Source organism: Ornithinimicrobium panacihumi, from assembly GCF_052073805.1.
Taxonomy (GTDB): domain Bacteria; phylum Actinomycetota; class Actinomycetes; order Actinomycetales; family Dermatophilaceae; genus Ornithinicoccus; species Ornithinicoccus panacihumi.
In genome coordinates this window covers 141,246-160,404 of sequence record NZ_JBQGWG010000004.1, presented here as the reverse complement: position 1 = coordinate 160,404, position 19,159 = coordinate 141,246, and the positions used below count along the sequence as shown (strand labels likewise).

At 74.1% G+C, this 19,159-nt stretch carries 18 protein-coding genes and 1 riboswitch; of the genes, 14 read left to right on the top strand and 4 right to left on the bottom strand.

Annotated elements, in window-relative coordinates:
• Window positions 1–89: 89 nt before the first annotated feature.
• Together ACTMMA_RS06205 and ACTMMA_RS06200 are read right to left on the bottom strand one after the other, a co-directional pair.
• Window positions 90–719 (bottom strand): LysE family translocator, encoded by a 630-nt coding sequence (locus ACTMMA_RS06205; protein ID WP_441189240.1) that lies wholly within the window; start codon window positions 717–719, stop codon window positions 90–92.
• A gap of 66 nt (window positions 720–785) precedes the next feature.
• Window positions 786–1,691 carry a HEAT repeat domain-containing protein gene (locus ACTMMA_RS06200; RefSeq protein WP_441189239.1) on the bottom strand — a complete coding sequence of 302 codons (906 nt, stop codon included), beginning with the start codon at window positions 1,689–1,691 and terminating at the stop codon, window positions 786–788.
• A 197-nt stretch (window positions 1,692–1,888) separates the two neighbouring features.
• On the opposite strand from ACTMMA_RS06200, the gene ACTMMA_RS06195 reads away from it, so the two are divergent.
• The 7 genes from ACTMMA_RS06195 to ACTMMA_RS06165 all read left to right on the top strand — a co-directional run bounded on the left by ACTMMA_RS06195 (window position 1,889) and on the right by ACTMMA_RS06165 (window position 11,252).
• Window positions 1,889–3,583 (top strand): DNA polymerase, encoded by a 1,695-nt coding sequence (locus ACTMMA_RS06195; RefSeq protein ID WP_441189238.1) that lies wholly within the window; start codon window positions 1,889–1,891, stop codon window positions 3,581–3,583.
• Between the two features lie 29 nt (window positions 3,584–3,612).
• A complete protein-coding gene (locus ACTMMA_RS06190; RefSeq protein WP_441189237.1) occupies window positions 3,613–4,863 on the top strand; it encodes a cytochrome P450 in 1,251 nt (416 codons plus the stop codon).
• A 32-nt stretch (window positions 4,864–4,895) separates the two neighbouring features.
• Entirely contained in the window at window positions 4,896–5,366 is a 471-nt protein-coding gene (locus tag ACTMMA_RS06185) for a DUF2871 family protein (protein ID WP_441189236.1), read from the top strand.
• Window positions 5,363–7,018 (top strand): MFS transporter, encoded by a 1,656-nt coding sequence (locus tag ACTMMA_RS06180; protein WP_441189235.1) that lies wholly within the window; start codon window positions 5,363–5,365, stop codon window positions 7,016–7,018. The genes ACTMMA_RS06185 and ACTMMA_RS06180 overlap by 4 nt, the downstream gene beginning before the upstream one ends.
• Window positions 7,019–7,112: 94 nt before the next feature.
• A complete protein-coding gene (locus ACTMMA_RS06175) occupies window positions 7,113–9,272 on the top strand; it encodes an MMPL family transporter (RefSeq protein WP_441189234.1) in 2,160 nt (719 codons plus the stop codon).
• Window positions 9,273–9,276: 4 nt separating this feature from the next.
• Window positions 9,277–10,566 (top strand): sensor histidine kinase, encoded by a 1,290-nt coding sequence (locus ACTMMA_RS06170; RefSeq protein WP_441189233.1) that lies wholly within the window; start codon window positions 9,277–9,279, stop codon window positions 10,564–10,566.
• On the top strand, window positions 10,563–11,252 hold the full coding sequence (locus ACTMMA_RS06165; RefSeq protein ID WP_441189232.1) for a response regulator: 690 nt from the start codon (window positions 10,563–10,565) through the stop codon (window positions 11,250–11,252). Before ACTMMA_RS06170 ends, ACTMMA_RS06165 begins: the two co-directional genes overlap by 4 nt.
• Before the next feature lie 20 nt (window positions 11,253–11,272).
• On the opposite strand, the gene ACTMMA_RS06160 is transcribed toward ACTMMA_RS06165, so the two are convergent.
• Window positions 11,273–11,998 (bottom strand): hypothetical protein, encoded by a 726-nt coding sequence (locus tag ACTMMA_RS06160; protein ID WP_441189231.1) that lies wholly within the window; start codon window positions 11,996–11,998, stop codon window positions 11,273–11,275.
• 109 nt (window positions 11,999–12,107) lie between these two features.
• Between ACTMMA_RS06160 and ACTMMA_RS06155 the strand changes: the two genes are divergently transcribed.
• Together ACTMMA_RS06155 and ACTMMA_RS06150 are read left to right on the top strand one after the other, a co-directional pair.
• Window positions 12,108–13,253: an LLM class flavin-dependent oxidoreductase gene (locus tag ACTMMA_RS06155; protein WP_441189230.1), complete on the top strand. Its 1,146-nt coding sequence runs from the start codon at window positions 12,108–12,110 to the stop codon at window positions 13,251–13,253.
• Window positions 13,254–13,362: 109 nt separating this feature from the next.
• Window positions 13,363–14,037, top strand: a complete 675-nt coding sequence (locus ACTMMA_RS06150) for an FMN reductase (protein ID WP_441189229.1) — start codon at window positions 13,363–13,365, stop codon at window positions 14,035–14,037.
• 52 nt (window positions 14,038–14,089) lie between these two features.
• Here ACTMMA_RS06150 and thiE read toward each other — a convergent pair whose 3' ends face one another.
• A complete protein-coding gene (gene thiE, locus ACTMMA_RS06145; protein ID WP_441189228.1) occupies window positions 14,090–14,749 on the bottom strand; it encodes a thiamine phosphate synthase in 660 nt (219 codons plus the stop codon).
• A 61-nt stretch (window positions 14,750–14,810) separates the two neighbouring features.
• A riboswitch (TPP riboswitch) is annotated at window positions 14,811–14,933 on the top strand.
• Here thiE and thiO point away from each other — a divergent pair.
• From thiO to ACTMMA_RS06120, 5 genes are all read left to right on the top strand, one after another.
• Window positions 14,924–16,192 (top strand): glycine oxidase ThiO, encoded by a 1,269-nt coding sequence (gene thiO / locus ACTMMA_RS06140; protein WP_441189227.1) that lies wholly within the window; start codon window positions 14,924–14,926, stop codon window positions 16,190–16,192. It overlaps the preceding riboswitch by 10 nt.
• Window positions 16,189–16,431, top strand: coding sequence for a sulfur carrier protein ThiS (thiS, locus tag ACTMMA_RS06135; RefSeq protein WP_441189226.1), 243 nt, complete (start codon window positions 16,189–16,191; stop codon window positions 16,429–16,431). Before thiO ends, thiS begins: the two co-directional genes overlap by 4 nt.
• A gap of 31 nt (window positions 16,432–16,462) precedes the next feature.
• The gene (locus ACTMMA_RS06130; RefSeq protein WP_441189333.1) at window positions 16,463–17,200 is read left to right on the top strand and encodes a thiazole synthase; all 738 of its coding nucleotides are present in this window, start codon (window positions 16,463–16,465) and stop codon (window positions 17,198–17,200) included.
• Complete coding sequence (locus tag ACTMMA_RS06125) at window positions 17,197–18,390, top strand: ThiF family adenylyltransferase (RefSeq protein ID WP_441189225.1); 1,194 nt, start codon at window positions 17,197–17,199, stop codon at window positions 18,388–18,390. The genes ACTMMA_RS06130 and ACTMMA_RS06125 overlap by 4 nt, the downstream gene beginning before the upstream one ends.
• Window positions 18,387–19,157: a matrixin family metalloprotease gene (locus tag ACTMMA_RS06120; RefSeq protein WP_441189224.1), complete on the top strand. Its 771-nt coding sequence runs from the start codon at window positions 18,387–18,389 to the stop codon at window positions 19,155–19,157. The genes ACTMMA_RS06125 and ACTMMA_RS06120 overlap by 4 nt, the downstream gene beginning before the upstream one ends.
• Window positions 19,158–19,159: the final 2 nt, after the last annotated feature.

Genomic DNA, 19,159 nt, shown 5'->3' with positions numbered 1-19,159 from the left:
GGTCGAATCCGGGTGGCCTCCGGGTGAACGTCCGGCCACCTGACGGTGATCGGACGGGGACGTTCCGCTGGCGGCGTCCAGCCCCGACCTCAGCCCAGCCCGAGCGCCGCCGGTCCGAACTCCACCGCCATCGCCACGGCGGCGACGAGCAGGAGCACGCCCGCCCCGAGCAGCACGCGACGGTAGGACCGGTCGGTCAACCAGCGCCGCCCCTGCGCGACGACGACCGAGATGGCCGCCTTCGAGCCCACGATCGCCAGGTAGAAGCCGCCGACCAGCAGTAGCGCACCGGTCGGGGCCTCGCGCCAGGTCGTCAGGGTCAACGGCCCGAGCACCGTGGCCCAGAACAGCCACGGGTGCGGGCTGAGCAGGTTGACCAGGCCGGCCTGCCGCACCGCCCGCCACGTCTCGGTCCGCCGGTCGGGGGCGGCCACCTGCAGGGTGGCCGTGCGCGACTCGCGGATCGTCTGGACGCCGGTCCAGGCCACGAAGACGGCACCGGCCAGGGCCAGGACCGACAGCGCCCGTGCGGGCAGCTGGTCCAGGAGCAGCAGCGTGACCCCCACGACGACCGCGTCGGAGACCAGCGGCGCGCAGGCCGCGAGGGCACCGGCCCGCCAGCCCGACCTGAGCGCGGCCGTGACGACCAGCACGAGCAGCGGCCCCGGGCTGACCCCGGCGGCCAGGCCGAGGGTCAGCCCGAGGAGGAGTGGTTGCACACGGGCACGCTACTCGCCGCGCTCGATCCCCTCGGTGTCCCGTCGGACACGCTCGCGCCGGTGTACCTACTGGCCGGGCTCATCCGGGGTGCCTCGTCGCACGCGCTCGCGCCGCTCCACCTGCTCCCGCCGACGGTCGAGGTCGGTCAGCAGCCAGTCGGCCATCGTGGCCAGCCAGGTGTCCTCACCCGAGCGCAGGCGCTCCAGCGCCGCCCTCTTCTCGGGCACGTCCAGCTGTCCGAGCGCCTCGACCGCCAGGACCAGCTCGTCCTTGGCGCCCGACCGTCCGACCAGGGCGACCAGCGCATCCACGGCCCCGCGCGCACCGGGGTCGCCGATGGCCGACAGCGCCTCGAGGGCGTGCCGACGCACGGCGGGGGAGGGGTCGGCCAGCTGCTCGGCCAGCGCGGGCACGGCCGGCGCGCCGAACTGCTCCAGCGCACTGGTCAGCGCGCGACGCACCTCGTCGTCGCCGGAGCCCAGGTGCGCCACGAGCACGGGTGCGGTCCGCGGCTCCGCGGTCCGTCCCAGCGCCCACCAGGCCTTGGCCGCCACCGCAGGGTCGTCGTCCTGGGCGAGAGGGACGATCCGGTCGACCACGTCCTCGCTGGTGTCCCGGATCTTGCTGAGCGCGTGCAGCACCTGGACGCGCGAGGGGGCGTCACCGTCGAGCGCGGCCACGAGGTGCGGCAGCGTCGACTCCTGCTGGGCCACGACGACCCAGGTCAGCGTCTCGCGCACGTAGAAGTCCGGCTCGGCCACCAGCAGGTCCACGAGTTCGCGGCCGACGGACGGGTCGGCGAGGCCGCCGAGCCGCATCGCGGCCTCCTGCCGCACCCTGGGGTCGGCGTGCCGGACCGCCAGCATGGCCTGCTCCAGGGTCGTCATGTCTGCTCCTTCGTGGGTGACCTGCTTCTCGACGTCGCATTCCTCGACGTCCATGTGCTGGACGTCCATGTGCTGGACGTCCATGTGCTGGACGTCCCTTTCCTCAACGTCGCACGAGCCCAGCCTCATCCCTCCCCCCACGAGAGGGTCAAGGCCGCACCGGAGGAGGAACTCCGGGTTGTGCGGCGAGATCCTGTTTGTCGACGTGGATTTCGCCGCACAACCCGGGGTTGCTGGCGAGTGGCTGCGAGTCGGTGGCCCCGGCTGGCTACGTTCTGGGTATGAAGCCGCTCGCCATCGTCGCCACCGGCACCGGCGACGGTGCGGGGCTCATGGCGCTGGTGGGCGAGGGCGTCGACCTCGTGGGGGAGCCGGGGGAGATCGCGCAGGAGGTGGCCCGGCTGGACGCGACGGGCCAGGTCCGCTTCGTCACGTGGTCCTTCGGCACGGTGGCGCCCTGGTTGCTGGCCCACGGCGTCCGGCTGCAGCGGCTCTGGGACCTGGCCGAGGTGCACCGGGTCCTGCACGGCGGGTGGGCGGCCGAGCCCTCGCGGGTCTGGGCGGTCGCTGCCGGGCTGGACCCGGCCGAGGCGCCGGCCCCGCCCAGCGGCGACCTCTTCGACTTCGCCGCGGCAGCCCTCGACCCGTCGACCGAGCTCGTCCGCCCCGACGGGCACCTGCGCGGGGACGCGCACGTGCCCGCCCGCCTGGCCGATCCCGACCGCCTGCGCGAGTGGGCGCGCGCCGCCCTGGCCTGCGCCGAGCGTCAGCACGCCGCTGCGGCGGCCCGGGGCGGGCGGGTGCTGGCGACGGCCATCTCCGAGTCCGCCGCCGCGCTGCTGGTCGCCGAGCTCGAGCATGACGGACTGCCCATCGACCGCGCCGAGGCCCTGCGCGTCATCGTCGGGGCGGCCGGCCCCCGGCCGAAGGACGAGGCGGACGCGCGCCGCATACGGGAGGAGCGCGACAGCGCCGTGTGGCGCCACCTGCCGGGCGACTACCGGCCCGACCTGCGCAATCCAGCCGCCGTCAAGGCGATGCTCGACACCGTCGGGGTGCGCGTGGAGTCGACGCGCAAGTGGGAGCTGCAGCGCCACCTCGGGCAGCACCCGGTCGTGCCGGCGCTGCTGGAGTGGCGGGCCGAGGAGCGGATCGCGACGACCTACGGCCACCGCTGGCTCGACGAGCACGTCGGCCCCGACGACCGGCTCCGCGGTGCCTGGACGGTCTGCGACGGCGCAGCCGGTCGGATGACCGCCCAGGCCGGCCTGCACAACCTGCCCGCCGTGCTGCGGACCGCCGTCGCCGCCGAGCCGGGCCACCTGCTCGTCCGCGCCGACCTCGGGCAGATCGAGCCGCGCGTGCTGGCGGCCGTCTCTGGCGACCAGGCCTTCGCCGCCGCCACCCGGGCCGACGACCTCTACGCCCCGGTCGCCGCCCGCCTCGGGGTCGAGCGCGCGGTCGCCAAGGTCGCGGTCCTGGCCGCGATGTACGGCCAGCGCTCCGGCGCCGCCGGCGAGGCCCTGCGCGGCCTGGAGCGGGCCTACCCGGTCGCGATGGCCCACCTGGACCGGGCCTACGAGACGGGTCGCCGGGGCGAGCCGGTCCACACCTACGGCGGCCGCGTCATCCGCACCGACCACGGCGTAGAGCACACGCCCATCGGCACCAACCCCGGCGCCGACAACGCCCGCGGCCGCTTCGCCCGCAACGCCGTCATCCAGGGCTCGGCGGCCGAGCTCTTCAAGGCCTGGGCGGCCACCGTGCGCGCGACCACCCGCGACCTCGACGCCCGCATCGTCCTGTGCCTGCACGACGAGCTGCTCATCCACGTCGACGAGGACCACGCCGACCTCGTCATCGCCCGGCTGCACGAGGCCCTCACCGCCAGCGCCCGCCGCTGGACCGGCTCCGAGCTGGTCCGCTTCGTGGCCGACGCCACTGTGGTCGAGCGCTGGTCCGACGCCAAGGAGTGAGGCCCCCCGCCTAGGCGTACTGTCGAGACATGACCGCCTGCCAGCGCAAGACGTCCTACCCGGGCGAAGCGGGCGGCCCCGCGATCGAGCAGATCGACGGCACCTGGCACATCCGCTCCCTGCCCCTGGTGCGGGAGGTGCTCCGGACCCCCGGTGCGGTGCAGGCTGGCTTCGCCGCCGAGATGGTCCGCGCCTCGGCCACGCTGCCGCACATGCCGGTCCTCTACCTCGACGGCCCCGAGCACAAGAAGCAGCGCACGGCGATCGCCCGCTACTTCGCCCCCGCCACCGTCGACCGTCGCTACCGCGAGCTCATGGAGGAGCGCGCCGACACCCTCCTGGCCAGGCTCGACGACCACCGGCCGGTCGACCTGTCCGAGATCACGCTGCACTTCTCCGCCCAGGTCGCCGCCCGCGTCATCGGCCTCACCGACAGCGAGCAGGAGGGTATGGCGCACCGGCTCGTCCGGTTCTTCGACGTCCCCGACGCGATGCTGCGCAGCACCGGGACCGTCAGCGGGTGGCGGCGTATCCCCGCGACCCTGACCTCGCTGCCCAAGCTCGCCCAGACCACCGCGTTCTACCTGCGCGACGTCCGACCCGCGATCAGGGCCCGCCGCGCCGAGCGCCAGCAGGACGTCATCTCCCACCTGCTCGACCACGACTACTCCGACGTCGAGATCGTCATGGAGTGCATCACCTACGGCGCCGCCGGGATGGTCACCACCCGCGAGTTCCTCCAGATCGCGGTCTGGCACCTCCTGGAGCAGCCTGACCTGCGCGCCGACTTCCTGGACGGCGACTCCGCCCGCCGCTCCGAGATCCTGCTGGAGATCCTGCGCCTGGAGCCGGTCGTGGGCCATCTCTACCGTCGCGCCGAGACCGAGCTGGTGCTCACCGACGGAGGTGAGGAGCACCGCATACCCGCCGGATCCCGCCTGGACCTCTATGTCCGCGCCGCCAACACCGACCCCGACCACGTCACCCCCGACCCCCTCGCCCTGTGCCCCGGCCGAGACCTGCCCAAGGGCGTGCGCGCCGAGGTGATGAGCTTCGGCGACGGCCCGCACCGCTGCCCCGGCAACGCGATCGCGATGACCGAGAGCGAGATCTTCCTGATCCGCATCCTGGCGCGGGACCTCGAGCTGCTGGAGGAGCCGCACCTTGAGTGGGAGGAGCTGATCGCCGGGTATGCGGTGCGCGGTCTCCTCGTGCGCGACACCGGCCGAACCTGGCGTGACCAGGCCGGACCAACCGAAAGGTTGATGCCGGCCGGGTGAGGTCGACGACGGCGCGTCCTACGGTGGGAGGCATGCTCACCTATCTCTTCCGTTCCGCTGCCGCCTGGACCGCGATCGGGCTGGCGGGTGGCCTCTACTACCGCGAGTTCACCAAGCTCAACGAGTTCGACTTCGCCAGCCCCAGCCAGCTCGGCCTCGTCCACACCCACGCCCTGACCTGGGGCACCATCTTCATGCTCGTCCTGCTGGGCCTGGGCGTGCTCATGCCGGCGCTGACCCGCGACAAGTGGATGCGCTGGGGCGTGCACCTGCTCAACGCCGGCCTCGTCCTGACCGTCGGCATGATGGCCTTCAAGGGCAGCGTCCAGATCCTGGACAAGCCGTGGGCCGACAGCCCCGCGCTCGCCGGTGTCTCCGGCCTGGGCCACATGACCCTCACCGCCGCGCTCATCCTGCTCCTGCTCGCGATCGGCCGTCAGACCAAGACCGTGCAGGCCCGCCTGGACAGCGCGTCCGACCAGGAGCTGGTCGAGACCCGGTGACCGGGTCCCAGCTCGACCCAGGGCGCACGGCCGAGGCCGCGGTCGCGCGACCGAGGCGCCGCTGGGCGGCCCTCGGTGTCCTGGCCGCCGCGCTGGCGATGATCGTCCTCGACGGGACCATCGTCGGCGTGGCGCTGCCGAGGATCATCGACGATCTCGACCTGCACCTGACCGAGGCGCAGTGGGTCAACAGCCTCTACGCCATGGTCTTCGCCGCGCTGCTGCTGGCCAGCGGCCGGCTGGGGGACCGGCTCGGCCGCCGCCTGATGCTCATCGTCGGCATCGTCATCTTCGTGGCGGGCAGCGTGCTCGCCGGCGCGGCCGGGTCGGGCGACACCCTGATCGCGGCACGCGCGTTCCAGGGCGTCGGCGGCGCGCTCGTCCTGCCCGCCACCCTGTCCACCGTCAACGCGACCTTCCGGGGCCGAGACCGCGCCACCGCCTTCGGCATCTGGGGCGCGGTCATGGCGGGCACCGCGGCGATCGGCCCGCTGCTGGGCGGCTGGCTGACCACGATCGCCGACTGGCGCTGGATCTTCTACGTCAACGTCCCGCTCGGCCTGGCCGTGCTCGCCGGCGCCCTCCTGGTCGTGCCGGAGAGCAAGGGGGAGAAGGGCGGCCGCGGCCTCGACGTCGACGGGCTGCTGACCAGCGCCATCGGCATGGCGCTGGTGGTCTTCGGTCTGATCGAGGCCACCGCCCTCGGCTGGTGGACGCCCAAGACAGACTTCACCCTCTGGGGCCTCACCTGGCCGCAGACCTGGCCGGTGTCACCGGTCCCCGCCGCGATCCTGCTCGGCCTGGTCTTCCTGGCGCTCTTCGTCCGCTGGGAGCTGCACCGCGCGCGCGTCCAGCGGTCGGCCCTGCTCGACCTCACCCTCTTCCGGGTGCCCACCTTCAGCTGGGGCAACCTGACCGCCATGGCCGTCGCGGCCGGCGAGTTCGCGCTCGTCTTCGTCCTCCCGCTCTATCTCGTCAACGCTCTCGGCATGTCGATCATGCGCGCCGGGATCGTCCTGTCGGCGATGGCCTTCGGCGCGTTCGTCGCGGGCAGCACGGCCCGGCACCTGGCCGAGCGCTGGTCACCGTCCACGGTCGTCGTCGGCGGGCTCGTGCTCGAGCTGCTCGGGCTGGCGGCGCTCGCCCTGACCACCCGGCCCGACCTGTCGACGTGGTGGCTCGTGCTCCCGCTCGTCGTCTACGGCGTGGGCCTGGGGCTCGCCTCGGCCCAGCTCACCTCGACCGTCCTGCGTGACGTGCCGCCGGAGCAGTCCGGCTCGGCGTCGGCGACCCAGTCGACGGTCCGCCAGGTCGGCTCGGCCGTGGGCAGCGCCCTGGCCGGCACCAGCCTGGCCGCGGCGCTGGCCTGGGTGCTGCCCGGCCGGCTGGCCGACGTGCCCGGCCTGCCCGCCGGTCAGGCCGACCAGCTCCAGCAGTCGGTGATCGACTCCGCCGGTGGCGTGATCCCCCTGGTCAGGAGCGGTGGTGGCCCCTTCGCGCACCTGGGTGACTCGGCGCCGGCCGTGGCCCAGACGCTGGCCGACGGCTTCGGCCAGGCGACCGGGATCGCCGTCGCCCTCGCCGCCGGCTTCCTGGTGCTGGGCCTCCTCGGTGCCGTCCGCGTCGCGGTCGTCGCCCGCCGCAGCGCCTGACGGCTCAACCGCCGGGGGCCCACCGACGGGATCAACCGAAGGGTTGAGGCGGACGGGGCGAGACCGACCCGCCCCTCTCCATACCGTCGAAGGCATGCTTGCCAACCGTCTGCCACGTCTGCTCACCGGGCGCCTGTCCGCCTGGGCCGCCCTCGTCCTCGCCACCCTCGTCGCCGTCGGCGTGATCGGCTCGCTGCGCGGGGCCGAGGTCGCCGCCGGCCACGGGTCCGCACCCGCGAGCGCCGAATCCTCCCTGGTCACGCAGCTGACGGAGGAGCTGCCCGACGCCGACGTCCAGCCGCTGGTCGTGGTCGCCACACGGGAGGACGGCGCGGCCCTCACCGATGAGGACAAGAAGGGGCTGGGCGAGCTCACCGGGAGCCTGCCCGCGGCCGAGGGGCAGGAGTCGTTCGGGCCGATCATGAGCGAGGACGGCCGTGCCGGCATGATCCAGGTGCCGGTGCAGGTCGACACCCTCGACAACGACGCGATGCGGGCCACCGTCGACGAGGTCCGCGGCGCCGTCGCCGACGGCCTGCCCGACGGACTGACCTCCCACACCACCGGTGGGGCGGCCTTCGGCGCCGACCTGGCCGCCTCCTTCGACGGCGCCAACGTCCGGCTGCTGCTGGTCACGATCGCGGTCGTGGCGGTGCTGCTCCTGCTCACCTACCGCTCGCCCATCCTGTGGCTCGTGCCGCTGACCGTGGTCGGGATCGCCGACCAGCTCGCCGGGGTCATCACCGGCGTCGTGGGCGAGCGCTTCGACCTCAACTTCGACGCCGGCATCATCAGCGTCCTGGTCTTCGGGGCGGGCGCCAACTACGCGCTGCTGATGATCTCCCGCTACCGCGAGGAGCTGCGCCGCCACGACGACCACCGCGAGGCCCTGCGCGTCGCCTGGCGCGGCAGCGTCCCGGCCATCCTGGCCAGCAACGTGGCCGTCGTCCTGGCCCTGAGCACCCTGGCCCTGGCGACCCTCCCGGGCACCCGCGGCCTGGGCATCGCCTCCGCCGTCGGCCTGGTCGTGGCGCTCGCCGCCGTCATCGTCGTGCTGCCCCCGGCGCTGGCCGTCGTGGGCCGTGGGGCGTTCTGGCCGTTCATCCCGCGGCCCGAGACGGCCACGACGCCCGTCACCACCGCCACGACCGGCGGGCGGCCCTCCTTCCGTCGCGACCCCTGGGGCGCCGTGGCCACCACCGTGGTCCGCCACCCCTGGCGCGTCCTCGTCGCCGGCGCGGCCCTGCTGGCCGTGATGAGCTCCGGCCTCCTGGGCACCACCGTCGGGCTGAGCCAGGTCGACCGCTTCCGGGTCGCCAACGAGTCCAGCGCCGGCATCGAGGTCATCTCCCAGCACTTCCCGGCCGGCAGCGCCGCGCCGTTCACGATCGTCACCGACGCCGCCGCCCTCGAGGAGGTCGCCGCCGCGGTCGAGGACATCCACGGGATCGCCATGGTCCGCCCCGGTGCCGCCGGGCAGACCGCCTCCCGCGGCGACATCGCCACCCTCACGGTCGTCGGCGACGCCGCCCCCGGCACGCAGGCCGAGCGCGACCTCGTGCACGAGCTGCGCGAGACCCTGCAGGCCGTGCCCGGTGCCGACGCCCTGGTCGGCGGCTCGCCCGCCACCGACGTCGACTCCCGCGAGGCGGCCGCCAGCGACATGCGGCTCGTCGTCCCGCTCGTCCTGGCCGTCGTCGCGGTCGTCCTGGCCCTGCTCCTGCGCTCCCTCGTCGCCCCCGTGGTGCTGCTCGTCATCAACGTGGCCAGCACCGTCGCCGCGATCGGCGCCGGCGCCTGGATCGGCCGGCAGTGGTTCGGCTTCGGCGCCCTCGACACCGACGTGCCGCTGCTCGCCTTCCTCATCCTGGTGGCGCTGGGCATCGACTACACGATCTTCCTGGCCCACCGCGTCCGCTCCGAGGTCCCCGGCCAGAGCACCCGCGCCGCCGTCGTCACCGGGGTCCGCACGACCGGCGTCGTCATCACCAGCGCCGGCATCGTCCTGGCCGGCGTCTTCGCCGCCCTCGGGGTGCTCCCGCTCATCACCCTGGGCCAGCTCGGTCTGATCGTGGGGCTCGGCGTCGTGGTCGACACCCTGGTGGTCCGCACCCTCTTCGTGCCCGCCGTCATCTCGATCCTGGGCGACCGCTTCTGGTGGCCGAGCCGGCCCGCGCACACGCCGCGGCACGCCGAGGACATCGACCTGACCGCCACGCCGGAGCCCGAGCGCGAGCCCGCCCTGACACGATGAGGGGGTGAGAGCGTCGACCGCCGCGATGATCCGCCGCCTGGCGCTGGTCCAGCACGCGCTCTTCCTGCTGCTCGTCGGGGTCGGTGCGGGCCGCGCGCTCACCCTGCGTGAGCCGCTCCTGCCCCTGCTGCTCAGCACCCTCCTGCTCCTGGTCTGGTATGCGGTCGGCGCCCACTGTGCCGCCCGCGTCCCCACAGGTCCAGGTGGGAGGGAGGGGTCGGGCGGGACGCCGCATACCGTGGATCCCCCCGGCACCGCCGACCTGCCGGACGGTGCCGGCATCGGCCGGGGCGGCTGGTGGCTGCTCGGCCTGGTCGCCTGCTGGCTGGTCGCGGTCGCGGTGTCGCCCCACCTGGTGTGGGTGGCCTTCTCGTTGTGGCTGCTGGCCGGCCACCTGCTGCCGCTGCGCGTCGGGGTCGGCGTCAGCGTCTTCGTCCTGGCCGTCGTCATCGCCCGGCCGTGGAGCGGCGGGATCAGCCTGGCCGAGGTCGTCGGCCCCGCCGTCGGCATGGTCTTCGCGCTCGCCCTCTCCCGCGGGCAGCAGCTGCTCGTGCGCGACGGGCTCGAGCGCGAGCGCCTCCTCGCCTCCCTCGTGGCCGCGCAGGAGGAGACCGAGGTGCTGCACGCCGAGCTCGCCCAGGCCCAGCGCTCGGCCGGCGTCCTCGAGGAGCGCACCAGGCTCTCGCGGGACATCCACGACACGCTCGCGCAGGGCTTCTCCTCGATCCTGCTGCTCGCCCGCGCCGCCACCGAGGATCCCGCCGCCGGGCGCCGGCTGCTCGCCCAGATCGAGACCTCCGCCGCCGACGGTCTCGAGGAGGCGCGCCAGGTCGTCGGCTCGCTCGCGCCCGCGCCGCTGGAGAGCGGGCTCGCCGAGGCCCTGCGACGCATCGTCGCGCGGCTCCAGGACGAGACCGGGGTATGCGGTGAGGTCCGGGTCGAGGGCGATGTCACCTCGCTCCCCCCGGTCGTGGAGGTCGCGCTCCTGCGGGTGGCCCAGTCCGCCCTGGCCAACGTCCGTCAGCACGCCGAGGCGCGCTCCGTCGTGGTGACCCTGGCCGAGGCGGAGGACTCCGTGCGGCTGGACATCGTCGACGACGGCCGCGGCTTCGACGTGGCCCAGGTGCGCTCGAGCGAGGGGGAGGCCGGTCGCGATCTGACCCGGGGCGGGTACGGCCTGCGCGCCTCCCGTCAGCGCCTGCGCGAGCTGGGCGGCGGCCTGGACGTGGAGTCCGAGCCGGGCGGCGGCACGGCGGTGGGTGCCTACGTGCCCCTGGCCTGGAGGTCGGCATGAGCGTGGGCGACATGGGCGAGGGTGGCGTGAGCGCGGGCGACATGGGCGCGCGGCCGGACCGGACTGTCACCGTCCTGGTCGTCGACGACCACCCGGTCGTCCGGGCCGGGCTTATCGCCCTGCTGTCGGTCCAGCCGGGGCTGGAGGTGGTCGGCGAGGCGCCCGACGGGCAGGCGGCCATCGACGCGGCGGCCCGGCTCCGGCCCGACGTCATCCTGTGCGACCTGCGCCTCGGAGAGGGTCCGGACGGGGTGGCGGTCACCCGCGCCGTGCGCTCCGGGCCCGGGCCGGTGCCGGCCGTGCTGATCCTGACGACCTACGACCACGACGTCGACGTCGTCCGGGCCGTCGAGGCCGAGGCCGCCGGCTATCTCCTCAAGGACGCCCACCCGACCACCATCGTCGAGGCGATCATGGCCGCCGCCCGCGGCGAGTCGGTGCTGGGCCCCGAGCTCACCGAACGGGTCGTGTCGAGCATGCGCGTCCGACGCGCCGACCTCTCCGCCCGTGAGCTCGAGGTCCTGGGGCTGGTCGCCGAGGGGCTGTCCAACCGGGATGTCGCCAGGCGGCTGGTCGTCAGCGAGGCCACGGTCAAGACCCACCTCAACCACGTCTTCGCCAAGCTCGGCGCGGAGAGCCGGACCGCGGCCGTGGCCTCCGCCCGCGCCGCCGGCCTCATCGACTGACGGTCGTCCCCTCCCGACGCTCAGCCCTCGCCGACCCGCGGCATCGCCGGCTCACCCATCGGCCGGTTGCAGAAGATCACCCCGAAGCCGCAGCCGAGGTCCTGGCGGAAGAAGCGCTCCTGGTGCTCCACGGCGACCCAGCCCGTCGACCGGTCCAGGTCGCCGGCGGCCACCGGCTCCACCACGATCGTCTCCGTCGGCTGCACCACGTCACCGCCCCGCCCGGCCCCCAGCTGCGGCAGGGCGCAGTCACGCCCCGCCTCGCCCGGCGGGAACGCGTGCACCGGCAGGTGGCCGAACCTCTCGTCCTCCTCCTCGACCGGCAGGTAGAGCCGAGGGCACGCCTGGTCCGCGCTGCCCGCCCCGACGTGCTCGGTCACGATCGCCGACAGCTCGTCCGGCTCCACCGGCACGTAGTCGATCGTCACCCACGCGCACTCCTGGTAGTAGTAGGCCGCGAACCAGCCCTGGTCGGCGCTGCGGACCAGGCAGCGCACGCCCTCCGCCGAGTGCGCCACCGGCGCACCGAGGCCACGCTCGACCAGTCCGCGCAGCTCGGCCGCGTTCTGCCGTGCGGGTATGCGGCTCTCCTCCAGGGCCTCGGTCGCGGCACCCGCGGTGCGCCACTCGAGGGTGGCCAGGCGCAGGGCCTTGCCGGCGACCAGCAGCGCCACCACCGCCAGCGCCCCGACCAGGATGCGCCGCACCCACGTGCCGACCCGACCCGCTCCGCCCCTCGCGCTCATGCGCGCCAGCCAACCACACCGCATACCCCCCAAGGACCCCTGGAATAGCGCGGAGGGTGTCGCAGTTGATATAGTTGACTCATCAACTAACAACGAGGAGTGAACCGCCATGCAGTTCGGTGTCTTCAGCGTCGGCGACGTGACCATGGACCCCACCACCGGCCGGACCCCGACTGAGGCCGAGCGCATCAAGGCCATCACCGCGATCGCGCTCAAGGCCGAGGAGGTCGGGCTCGACGTCTTCGCGACCGGTCAGCACCACAACCCGCCGTTCGTGCCGTCGGCCCCCACGACGCACCTGGCCTACATCGCGGCCCAGACCGAGCGGATCACCCTCTCGACCTCGACCACGCTCATCACCACCACCGACCCGGTGCGGATCGCCGAGGACTATGCCTTCCTCCAGCACCTCTCCGACGGCCGGATGGACCTGATGATGGGTCGCGGCAACACCGGCCCGGTCTACCCGTGGTTCGGCAAGGACATCCGCCAGGGCATCCCGATGGCGATCGAGAACTACCACCTCCTGCGTCGCCTCTGGCGCGAGGAGGTCGTGGACTGGCAGGGCAAGTTCCGCACGCCGCTGCAGGGCTTCACCTCCACCCCGCGTCCGCTCGACGGCACCCCGCCGTTCGTGTGGCACGGCTCGATCCGCTCGACCGAGATCGCCGAGCAGGCCGCCTACTACGGCGACGGCTTCTTCCACAACAACATCTTCTGGAACATGGAGCACACCGCCCAGATGGTGCACCTCTACCGTCATCGCTTCGAGCACTACGGCCACGGCGGGGCCGACCAGGCGATCGTCGGGCTCGGCGGGCAGGCCTTCATGGCCTCCACGGAGGCGGAGGCGAAGAAGGTCTTCCGTCCCTTCTTCGACAACGCCCCGGTCTACGGCCACGGCCCGAGCCTGGAGCAGTTCACCCGCGCGACCCCGCTGACCGTCGGCACCCCCGAGATGGTCATCGAGCGCACCCTCGGCTTCGCCGACCAGGTGGGCGACTACCAGCGCCAGCTCTTCTTGATGGACCACGCCGGTCTGCCGACCGAGATGGTGCTGGAGCAGATCGAGATCCTGGGCACGGAGGTCGTGCCCGTGCTGCGCAAGGAGTTCGAGGCTCGCCGTCCCGCCCACGTCCCCAGCGACCCGCCCACCCACGCCTCGCTCGTCGAGGCCGGGCCGGACGCGCCGCACCACCTCGTCGCCCCCGCCCGGTCCGCGGCCGAGCGCGCCGCCGCGCGGGCCGGGGTCTGACACCGTCGCACCGCACCGCACGCCGGGGGCGGTGCGACCCACCTTTCCCGCGCGCTGCCGAGCCCGTAGCCCGACCCGAGCCACCGCATACCGAAAGAAGGAGCCCGCGATGTCCCGCACGATCGTCGTCATCACCGCCGGCCTGTCCCAGCCCTCCTCCACACGCCTGCTGGCCGACCGGATCGCCGAGGCCGTGACCACCCAGGTCAGCGCCCGGGGCGAGAGCGCCACCGTCGAGGTGATCGAGCTGCGCGAGCTGGCGCACGACCTCGCCACCACGATGACCACCGGCGGCATGCCGACCGAGGCGGTCAAGGCCGCCCGTGACAAGGTCACCGCCGCCGACGGCCTGATCGCCGTGTCGCCGGTCTTCACGGCCAGCTATTCGGGTCTGTTCAAGATGTTCATGGACGTCCTGGACACCGACGCCATCAACGGCATGCCGGTGATCATCGCCGCGACCGCCGGGACCGCCCGCCACTCGCTGGTCCTGGACCACGCGATGCGCCCGCTGTTCACCTACCTGCGCTCGGTCGTCGTCCCCACCAGCGTCTTCGCCGCGACCGAGGACTTCGGCGGCGGCGAGGGCGGCAGCTCGTTGACCTCGCGGATCTCCCGCGCAGCCTCCGAGCTGGCGGCACTGGTCGTGGCCGAGTCCGGCGCGGTCGCCGGCTTCGCGCCCAACGACCGCGACCTCGACGGGCCGCGGCGCCGCACCTCCGGCACCGAGGTGTCCCAGGAGGTCACGCCCTTCGAGGAGATGCTGCGGGGCCTGGGCGGCTGACGGGCCCCTCTGGGCCGGTCGGCTGACGGGCCCCCTCGGCCGGCGACGCGGCTCAGCCCAGGCGTGACCGCAGCCGTCGGGCGACGGACTCGGGGTCGTCGGCGCCGGTGAGCACCCGCACGACCACGACCCGTGTGGCGCCGGCGTCCAGCACCTCGCCGAGGTTGGACTCGTCGATCCCGCCGATCGCGAACCACGGCTTGGCCTGCGGGCCCTCGGCGGCCGCCCGCACCAGGTCCAGCCCCACCCCGGGTCGGCCGGGCTTGGTCGGGGTGGCCCAGACCGGACCCGTGCAGAGGTAGTCCACCGCCGGCTCGTCCCGCTCCGTGGCCATCTGTGTCACGTCGTGGCTGGACCGGCCCACCAGCGCGCCGGGCGCCAGCTGGCGGCACTGGGCGGGCGTGAGGTCCCCCTGCCCGACGTGCAGCACGTCGGCCCCCGAGAGGACCGCCAGGTCGGCGCGGTCGTTGACGCTGAACAGCGCGTCCGCCTCCCGCGCGCGCCGGGCCAGGACCTCCAGCAGCTCCAGCTCTTCGGCGGCCTCCAGGGTCTTGTCCCGCAGCTGGATGATGTCCACCCCGCCCGCGAAGCAGGCCGCGACGAAGGCGTCCAGATCGCCCTGCTCCCGCCGCGCGTCGGTGCACAGGTAGAGCCGTGACCGGTCCAGCCGCGCGCGGACGGCGTCCGAGGGGGAGGAAGGTATGCGGTTCATGGGCGGCACCGTACGCCACCCCGGCGGCGCCCCGGGTCCATCACCCCTCGCGTAGGGTGGTGGCCCTATCCGCGGGAGCCACGCCGCACCGGTCAGGTGCACGGTGGCTGAGAGGGCGAACGTCTCGCCGACCGCTCGAACCTGTCCGGGTCATGCCGGCGGAGGGAGGATGGCGTGCGAGTCGTCGTGATCGGGGCCGGGCTGGTCGGACTGGCCACCGCCTGGACCCTGCACCGCGGCGGGGCCGAGGTCACCGTCGTCGACCCTGCTCCCGGTCAGGGAGCGACCTACGCGGCGGCGGGGATGCTCGCCGCGGTCACCGAGACCTACTACCGCGAGGAAGAGCTGGGGAGGCTGTGCCTCGCGGGCGCCACCGCATACCCCGCCTTCGTCGAGGACGTGGCGGAGGCGCTCGGGCAGGGGACGGAGGAGCTCGGCCACCGGACCACCCCCACCCTCGTGGTGGGCGCCGACGCCGCCGACCGGGAGGCGCTGACCGATCTGCACCGGCTCAGCACGGGGCTCGGCCTCGCTTCCCAGTTGCTGACCACCCGGGAGGCTCGGCGCCGGGAGCCGCTGCTCTCCCCGCGGATCTCCTGCGCGGTGCTCGCCGAGGGGGACCACCAGGTCGATCCGCGGACGCTGGGGTCGGCGCTGCTCGAGGCGCTCACTGCGGCCCGGGCGGAGGCGCATGTGCCCGCGCGGGCGTCCGGGATCCTGCACTCGGGCGACCCGTCCGCGCCGGTCCGCGGGGTGCGGCTGGAGGACGGCACGACCCTCGAGGCGGACGCGGTCGTGGTCGCCAACGCGGTCGCGGCCAAGGACCTCGAGGGGCTCGGGGCCGACCTGACCGGGGCGCTGCGGCCGGTCTACGGGGACGTCCTGCGCCTGCGCCCGCCGGCCCGGACGGACCAGGTCCTGGCCGGCTCGGTGCGGGGGAGGGTCGTGGGGCGGCCGGTCTATCTCGTCCCGCGGGCCGACGGCAGCGTGGTCCTCGGCGCCACCTCGCGGGAGGACGGTCGGGCTGGTGTCCACGTCGGCGGGCTGCACGAGCTGCTCAGCGACGCCATCAGGATCGTGCCCGCGCTGGCCGAGTGCGAGCTGGCCGAGGTGGTTGCCAGGCCGCGTCCCGGCACGCCCGACAACGCCCCGCTGCTGGGCCGCCTGCCGGCGGAGGGGCTGGTCGTGGCGACCGGGACCTACCGCAACGGCATCCTGCTCGCCCCGGCGATCGCGGCGGCCGTGACCCGGCTGCTCGGCCTCACCGATGCCGTCACCGCGGACGCCCTGCCCGAGCTGCCCGACCTGACGCCCTTCGACCCCCTGCGTTTCCGGCCGGCCACCCACCACCACGCCACCCACCGCCACGCCATCGACCACCACGCCACGGACCACCACGCCACCGACCAGCCAGCCACCATCCCGGAGGAGGACCCGCGATGACCCTGACCATCACCCTCAACGGACAGCCCCGCACCCTCGAGGCCCCAGCCACCTGCCGCACCCTCGTCCAGAAGCTCACCGGGCGCGAGGTCGGCCCCGACGGCCGCCCCACGGACGGGGCCGGCCTGGGCGTCGCGGTCGCCCTCGACGGGGCCGTCGTGCCCCGCACCCGGTGGGAGGCCACCGAGCTGGCCGACGGCCAGTCGGTCGACATCGTCACGGCGGTGCAGGGTGGCTGAGGTGGAGCCTTTCGTCGTCGACGGCGTCGAGATGGGCTCGCGGCTCATCATGGGCACCGGCGGGCTGCCCAGCCTCGACGTGCTCGGCGAGGCGCTCGACGCTTCCGGCACCGAGCTGACCACGGTGGCGATGCGCCGCTACACCCCGGCCGAGGGGGGCTCGATCTATCGGCTGCTCACCGATCGCGGCATCCGGATCCTGCCCAACACGGCCGGCTGCTACACCGCCCGCGAGGCCGTCCTGACCGCCCAGCTGGCCCGCGAGGCCCTGGAGACCAGCTGGATCAAGGTCGAGGTCATCGCCGACGAGACCACCCTCCTGCCCGACCCCCTCGAGCTCGTCGACGCGACCGAGCAGCTCGTGGCGGACGGCTTCGTGGTCTTCGCCTACACCAACGACGACCCCGTCACGGCCCTGCGCCTGGAGGAGGTCGGTGCCTCTGTCGTGATGCCGCTGGGCGCCCCGATCGGGACCGGCCTGGGCATCCTCAACCCGCACAACATCGAGCTCATCGTCAGCCGCGCCAGCGTCCCGGTCGTCCTCGACGCCGGGATCGGCACCGCCTCCGACGCGGCCTTGGCGATGGAGCTGGGCTGCGACGCGGTCCTCCTGGCCAGCGCGGTCACCCGCGCGCACGACCCCGCCCGGATGGCGCAGGCCTTCCGCCACGCCGTGCTCGCCGGCCATCACGCACGGCACGCCGGCCGCATCCCGCGACGCCGTCACGCGCTGGCGTCCTCACCCGTCGAGGGGCGGGCCGACCTGTGAGCGGCGCCCCCACGGCGGCGACCGAGCACCCGACCGGCGCGGGCACCCCATACCCCCCGCTCGTCGAACCCGGCCCCCCGCTCACCGCCGCGCAGACCGCCCGCTACGCCCGCCACCTCCTCCTGCCCGAGATCGGCGACCTCGGGCAGCGCCGCCTCCTCGCCGCGAAGGTGCTGGTCATCGGCGCGGGCGGGCTCGGGTCGCCGACGCTGCTCTACCTCGCGGCGGCCGGCGTCGGCACGCTCGGGGTGGTCGACGACGACGTGGTCGAGGAGTCCAACCTGCACCGCCAGGTGATCCACGGCACCTCCGACGTCGGCCGGCCCAAGGTCGAGTCCGCCCGCGACGCCGTGGCCCGGATCGACCCCGCGATCACGCTGCGCGCCCACCCCGAACGCCTCACCGTCGACAACGCGCTCGAGATCGTCGGCGGCTACGACCTCGTGCTGGACGGCAGCGACAACTTCGCGACCCGCTATCTGGTCGCCGACGCCTGCGAGATCCTCGGCACGCCGTCGGTGTGGGGCACCATCCTCCGCTTCGAGGGCCAGGTCAGCGTGTCCTGGCCGGGGCGGGGGGCGACCTACCGCGACCTCTTCCCGGACCCGCCGGATGCGGCGTCCGTGCCGACCTGCTCCGGCGCGGGCGTGCTGGGCGTGCTCTGCGCGGCGGTCGGTGCCGCGATGGGGGCCGAGGCGGTCAAGCTCCTCACCGGCGCCGGTCGCCCGCTCGTCGACCGCCTCCTCGTGCACGACGCGCTCACCGCCACCTGGCGCGAGCTGGCGACCTCGCCCGACCCGGACCGCGAGCCCGTCACCTCGCTCGAGGCGGTCGATCAGGTATGCGGCGCGCCCTCACCTCGTCCCCCCGGCACCGAGCTGTCCGTGCCGGAGGTGCAGGAGCTGCTTCTGCGCCGGGCCGCCGGCGAGGTGGACCTGGAGGTCGTGGACGTGCGGGAGCCACACGAGCACGCCGCAGGGCATCTGGACGGGGCCAGGCTCGTCCCCCTCGGCGAGCTCCTGGCGGGACGGGCGCAGCTGCCGGCCGACCGGCCGGTCCTGCTCTACTGCGCCGCGGGAGGCAGGTCGGGGCAGGCGCTGGACCACCTGCTCGCGGAGGGCCGCACGGACGTGCAGCACCTCGTCGGTGGTTATGGCGCCTGGCTCGCGGAGGGCAGACTGACGGTGTGAACGACGAGCCCGGCGCCTACGAGCTGGCCGTCGACGAGACCGAGGCCGAGCCGCGGGAGCGTCGGGGCCGCTCCTGCCTGGGTGTGGTCGGCACGCTCTTCATCGTCCTCGCGGTCATCGTCGGCACCGTGATGGCCTCACCGCTCCTGGACCTCGGCGACCTGCGCGACGCCGTCACGACCGATCCGCTCGACGGCGTGCAGGGCTCCGGCGGCGACGGCTACACCTACCTGATGACCACCTCCTCCGGCGCGCCCATCACCTGGCCGTGCGGGGCGACGATCGACGTCGTGGTCAACCCCGAGCACGCACCGGACGGGTATGAGGATCTCCTCGCCTCCTCCATCGCCACCGTCAACGAGGCCGCCGGGGTCACCTTCCGGGTGGCCGGGGAGACGGACGAGCGGACCTTCGGGGAGAAGCGGGTCGGGGACGTCCTCCTCGGCTGGGCCGACGCCGACGAGGTGGGCGAGCTGCACGGGGCGACGGCGGGCATCGGCGGGGCGACCTACGCGACCGCCCCGGGAGGGGGCGGGCACGCGATCGGCGGCTCGGTCGTCCTCGACGTCGACCTGCCCGGCGGCTGGTTCCGGGACAAGAGCCACGACCGGGAGATGATCCTGACCCACGAGCTGCTCCACGTCCTGGGCCTGGGCCACACCGACGACCCCACCCAGCTCATGGCCCCGGAGCACCGCGACCAGGACGGTCTCGGCGAGGGCGACCTGGCCGGTCTGGAGGCGCTGCGCCAGCACGCCTGCGGCTGACG

What these genes read in the sequence shown, in the direction of transcription:
- ACTMMA_RS06130 (WP_441189333.1), top strand. Translation starts at nt 16,463, where the DNA reads ATGGGCTCGCGGCTCATCATGGGCACCGGCGGGCTGCCCAGCCTCGAC.
- ACTMMA_RS06150 (WP_441189229.1), top strand. Translation starts at nt 13,363, where the DNA reads ATGTCCCGCACGATCGTCGTCATCACCGCCGGCCTGTCCCAGCCCTCC.
- ACTMMA_RS06200 (WP_441189239.1), bottom strand. Translation starts at nt 1,691, where the DNA reads ATGGACGTCCAGCACATGGACGTCCAGCACATGGACGTCGAGGAATGC.
- ACTMMA_RS06195 (WP_441189238.1), top strand. Translation starts at nt 1,889, where the DNA reads ATGAAGCCGCTCGCCATCGTCGCCACCGGCACCGGCGACGGTGCGGGG.
- ACTMMA_RS06160 (WP_441189231.1), bottom strand. Translation starts at nt 11,998, where the DNA reads ATGAGCGCGAGGGGCGGAGCGGGTCGGGTCGGCACGTGGGTGCGGCGC.
- ACTMMA_RS06155 (WP_441189230.1), top strand. Translation starts at nt 12,108, where the DNA reads ATGCAGTTCGGTGTCTTCAGCGTCGGCGACGTGACCATGGACCCCACC.
- thiE (WP_441189228.1), bottom strand. Translation starts at nt 14,749, where the DNA reads ATGAACCGCATACCTTCCTCCCCCTCGGACGCCGTCCGCGCGCGGCTG.
- ACTMMA_RS06175 (WP_441189234.1), top strand. Translation starts at nt 7,113, where the DNA reads ATGCTTGCCAACCGTCTGCCACGTCTGCTCACCGGGCGCCTGTCCGCC.
- ACTMMA_RS06190 (WP_441189237.1), top strand. Translation starts at nt 3,613, where the DNA reads ATGACCGCCTGCCAGCGCAAGACGTCCTACCCGGGCGAAGCGGGCGGC.
- ACTMMA_RS06185 (WP_441189236.1), top strand. Translation starts at nt 4,896, where the DNA reads ATGCTCACCTATCTCTTCCGTTCCGCTGCCGCCTGGACCGCGATCGGG.
- thiS (WP_441189226.1), top strand. Translation starts at nt 16,189, where the DNA reads ATGACCCTGACCATCACCCTCAACGGACAGCCCCGCACCCTCGAGGCC.
- ACTMMA_RS06165 (WP_441189232.1), top strand. Translation starts at nt 10,563, where the DNA reads ATGAGCGTGGGCGACATGGGCGAGGGTGGCGTGAGCGCGGGCGACATG.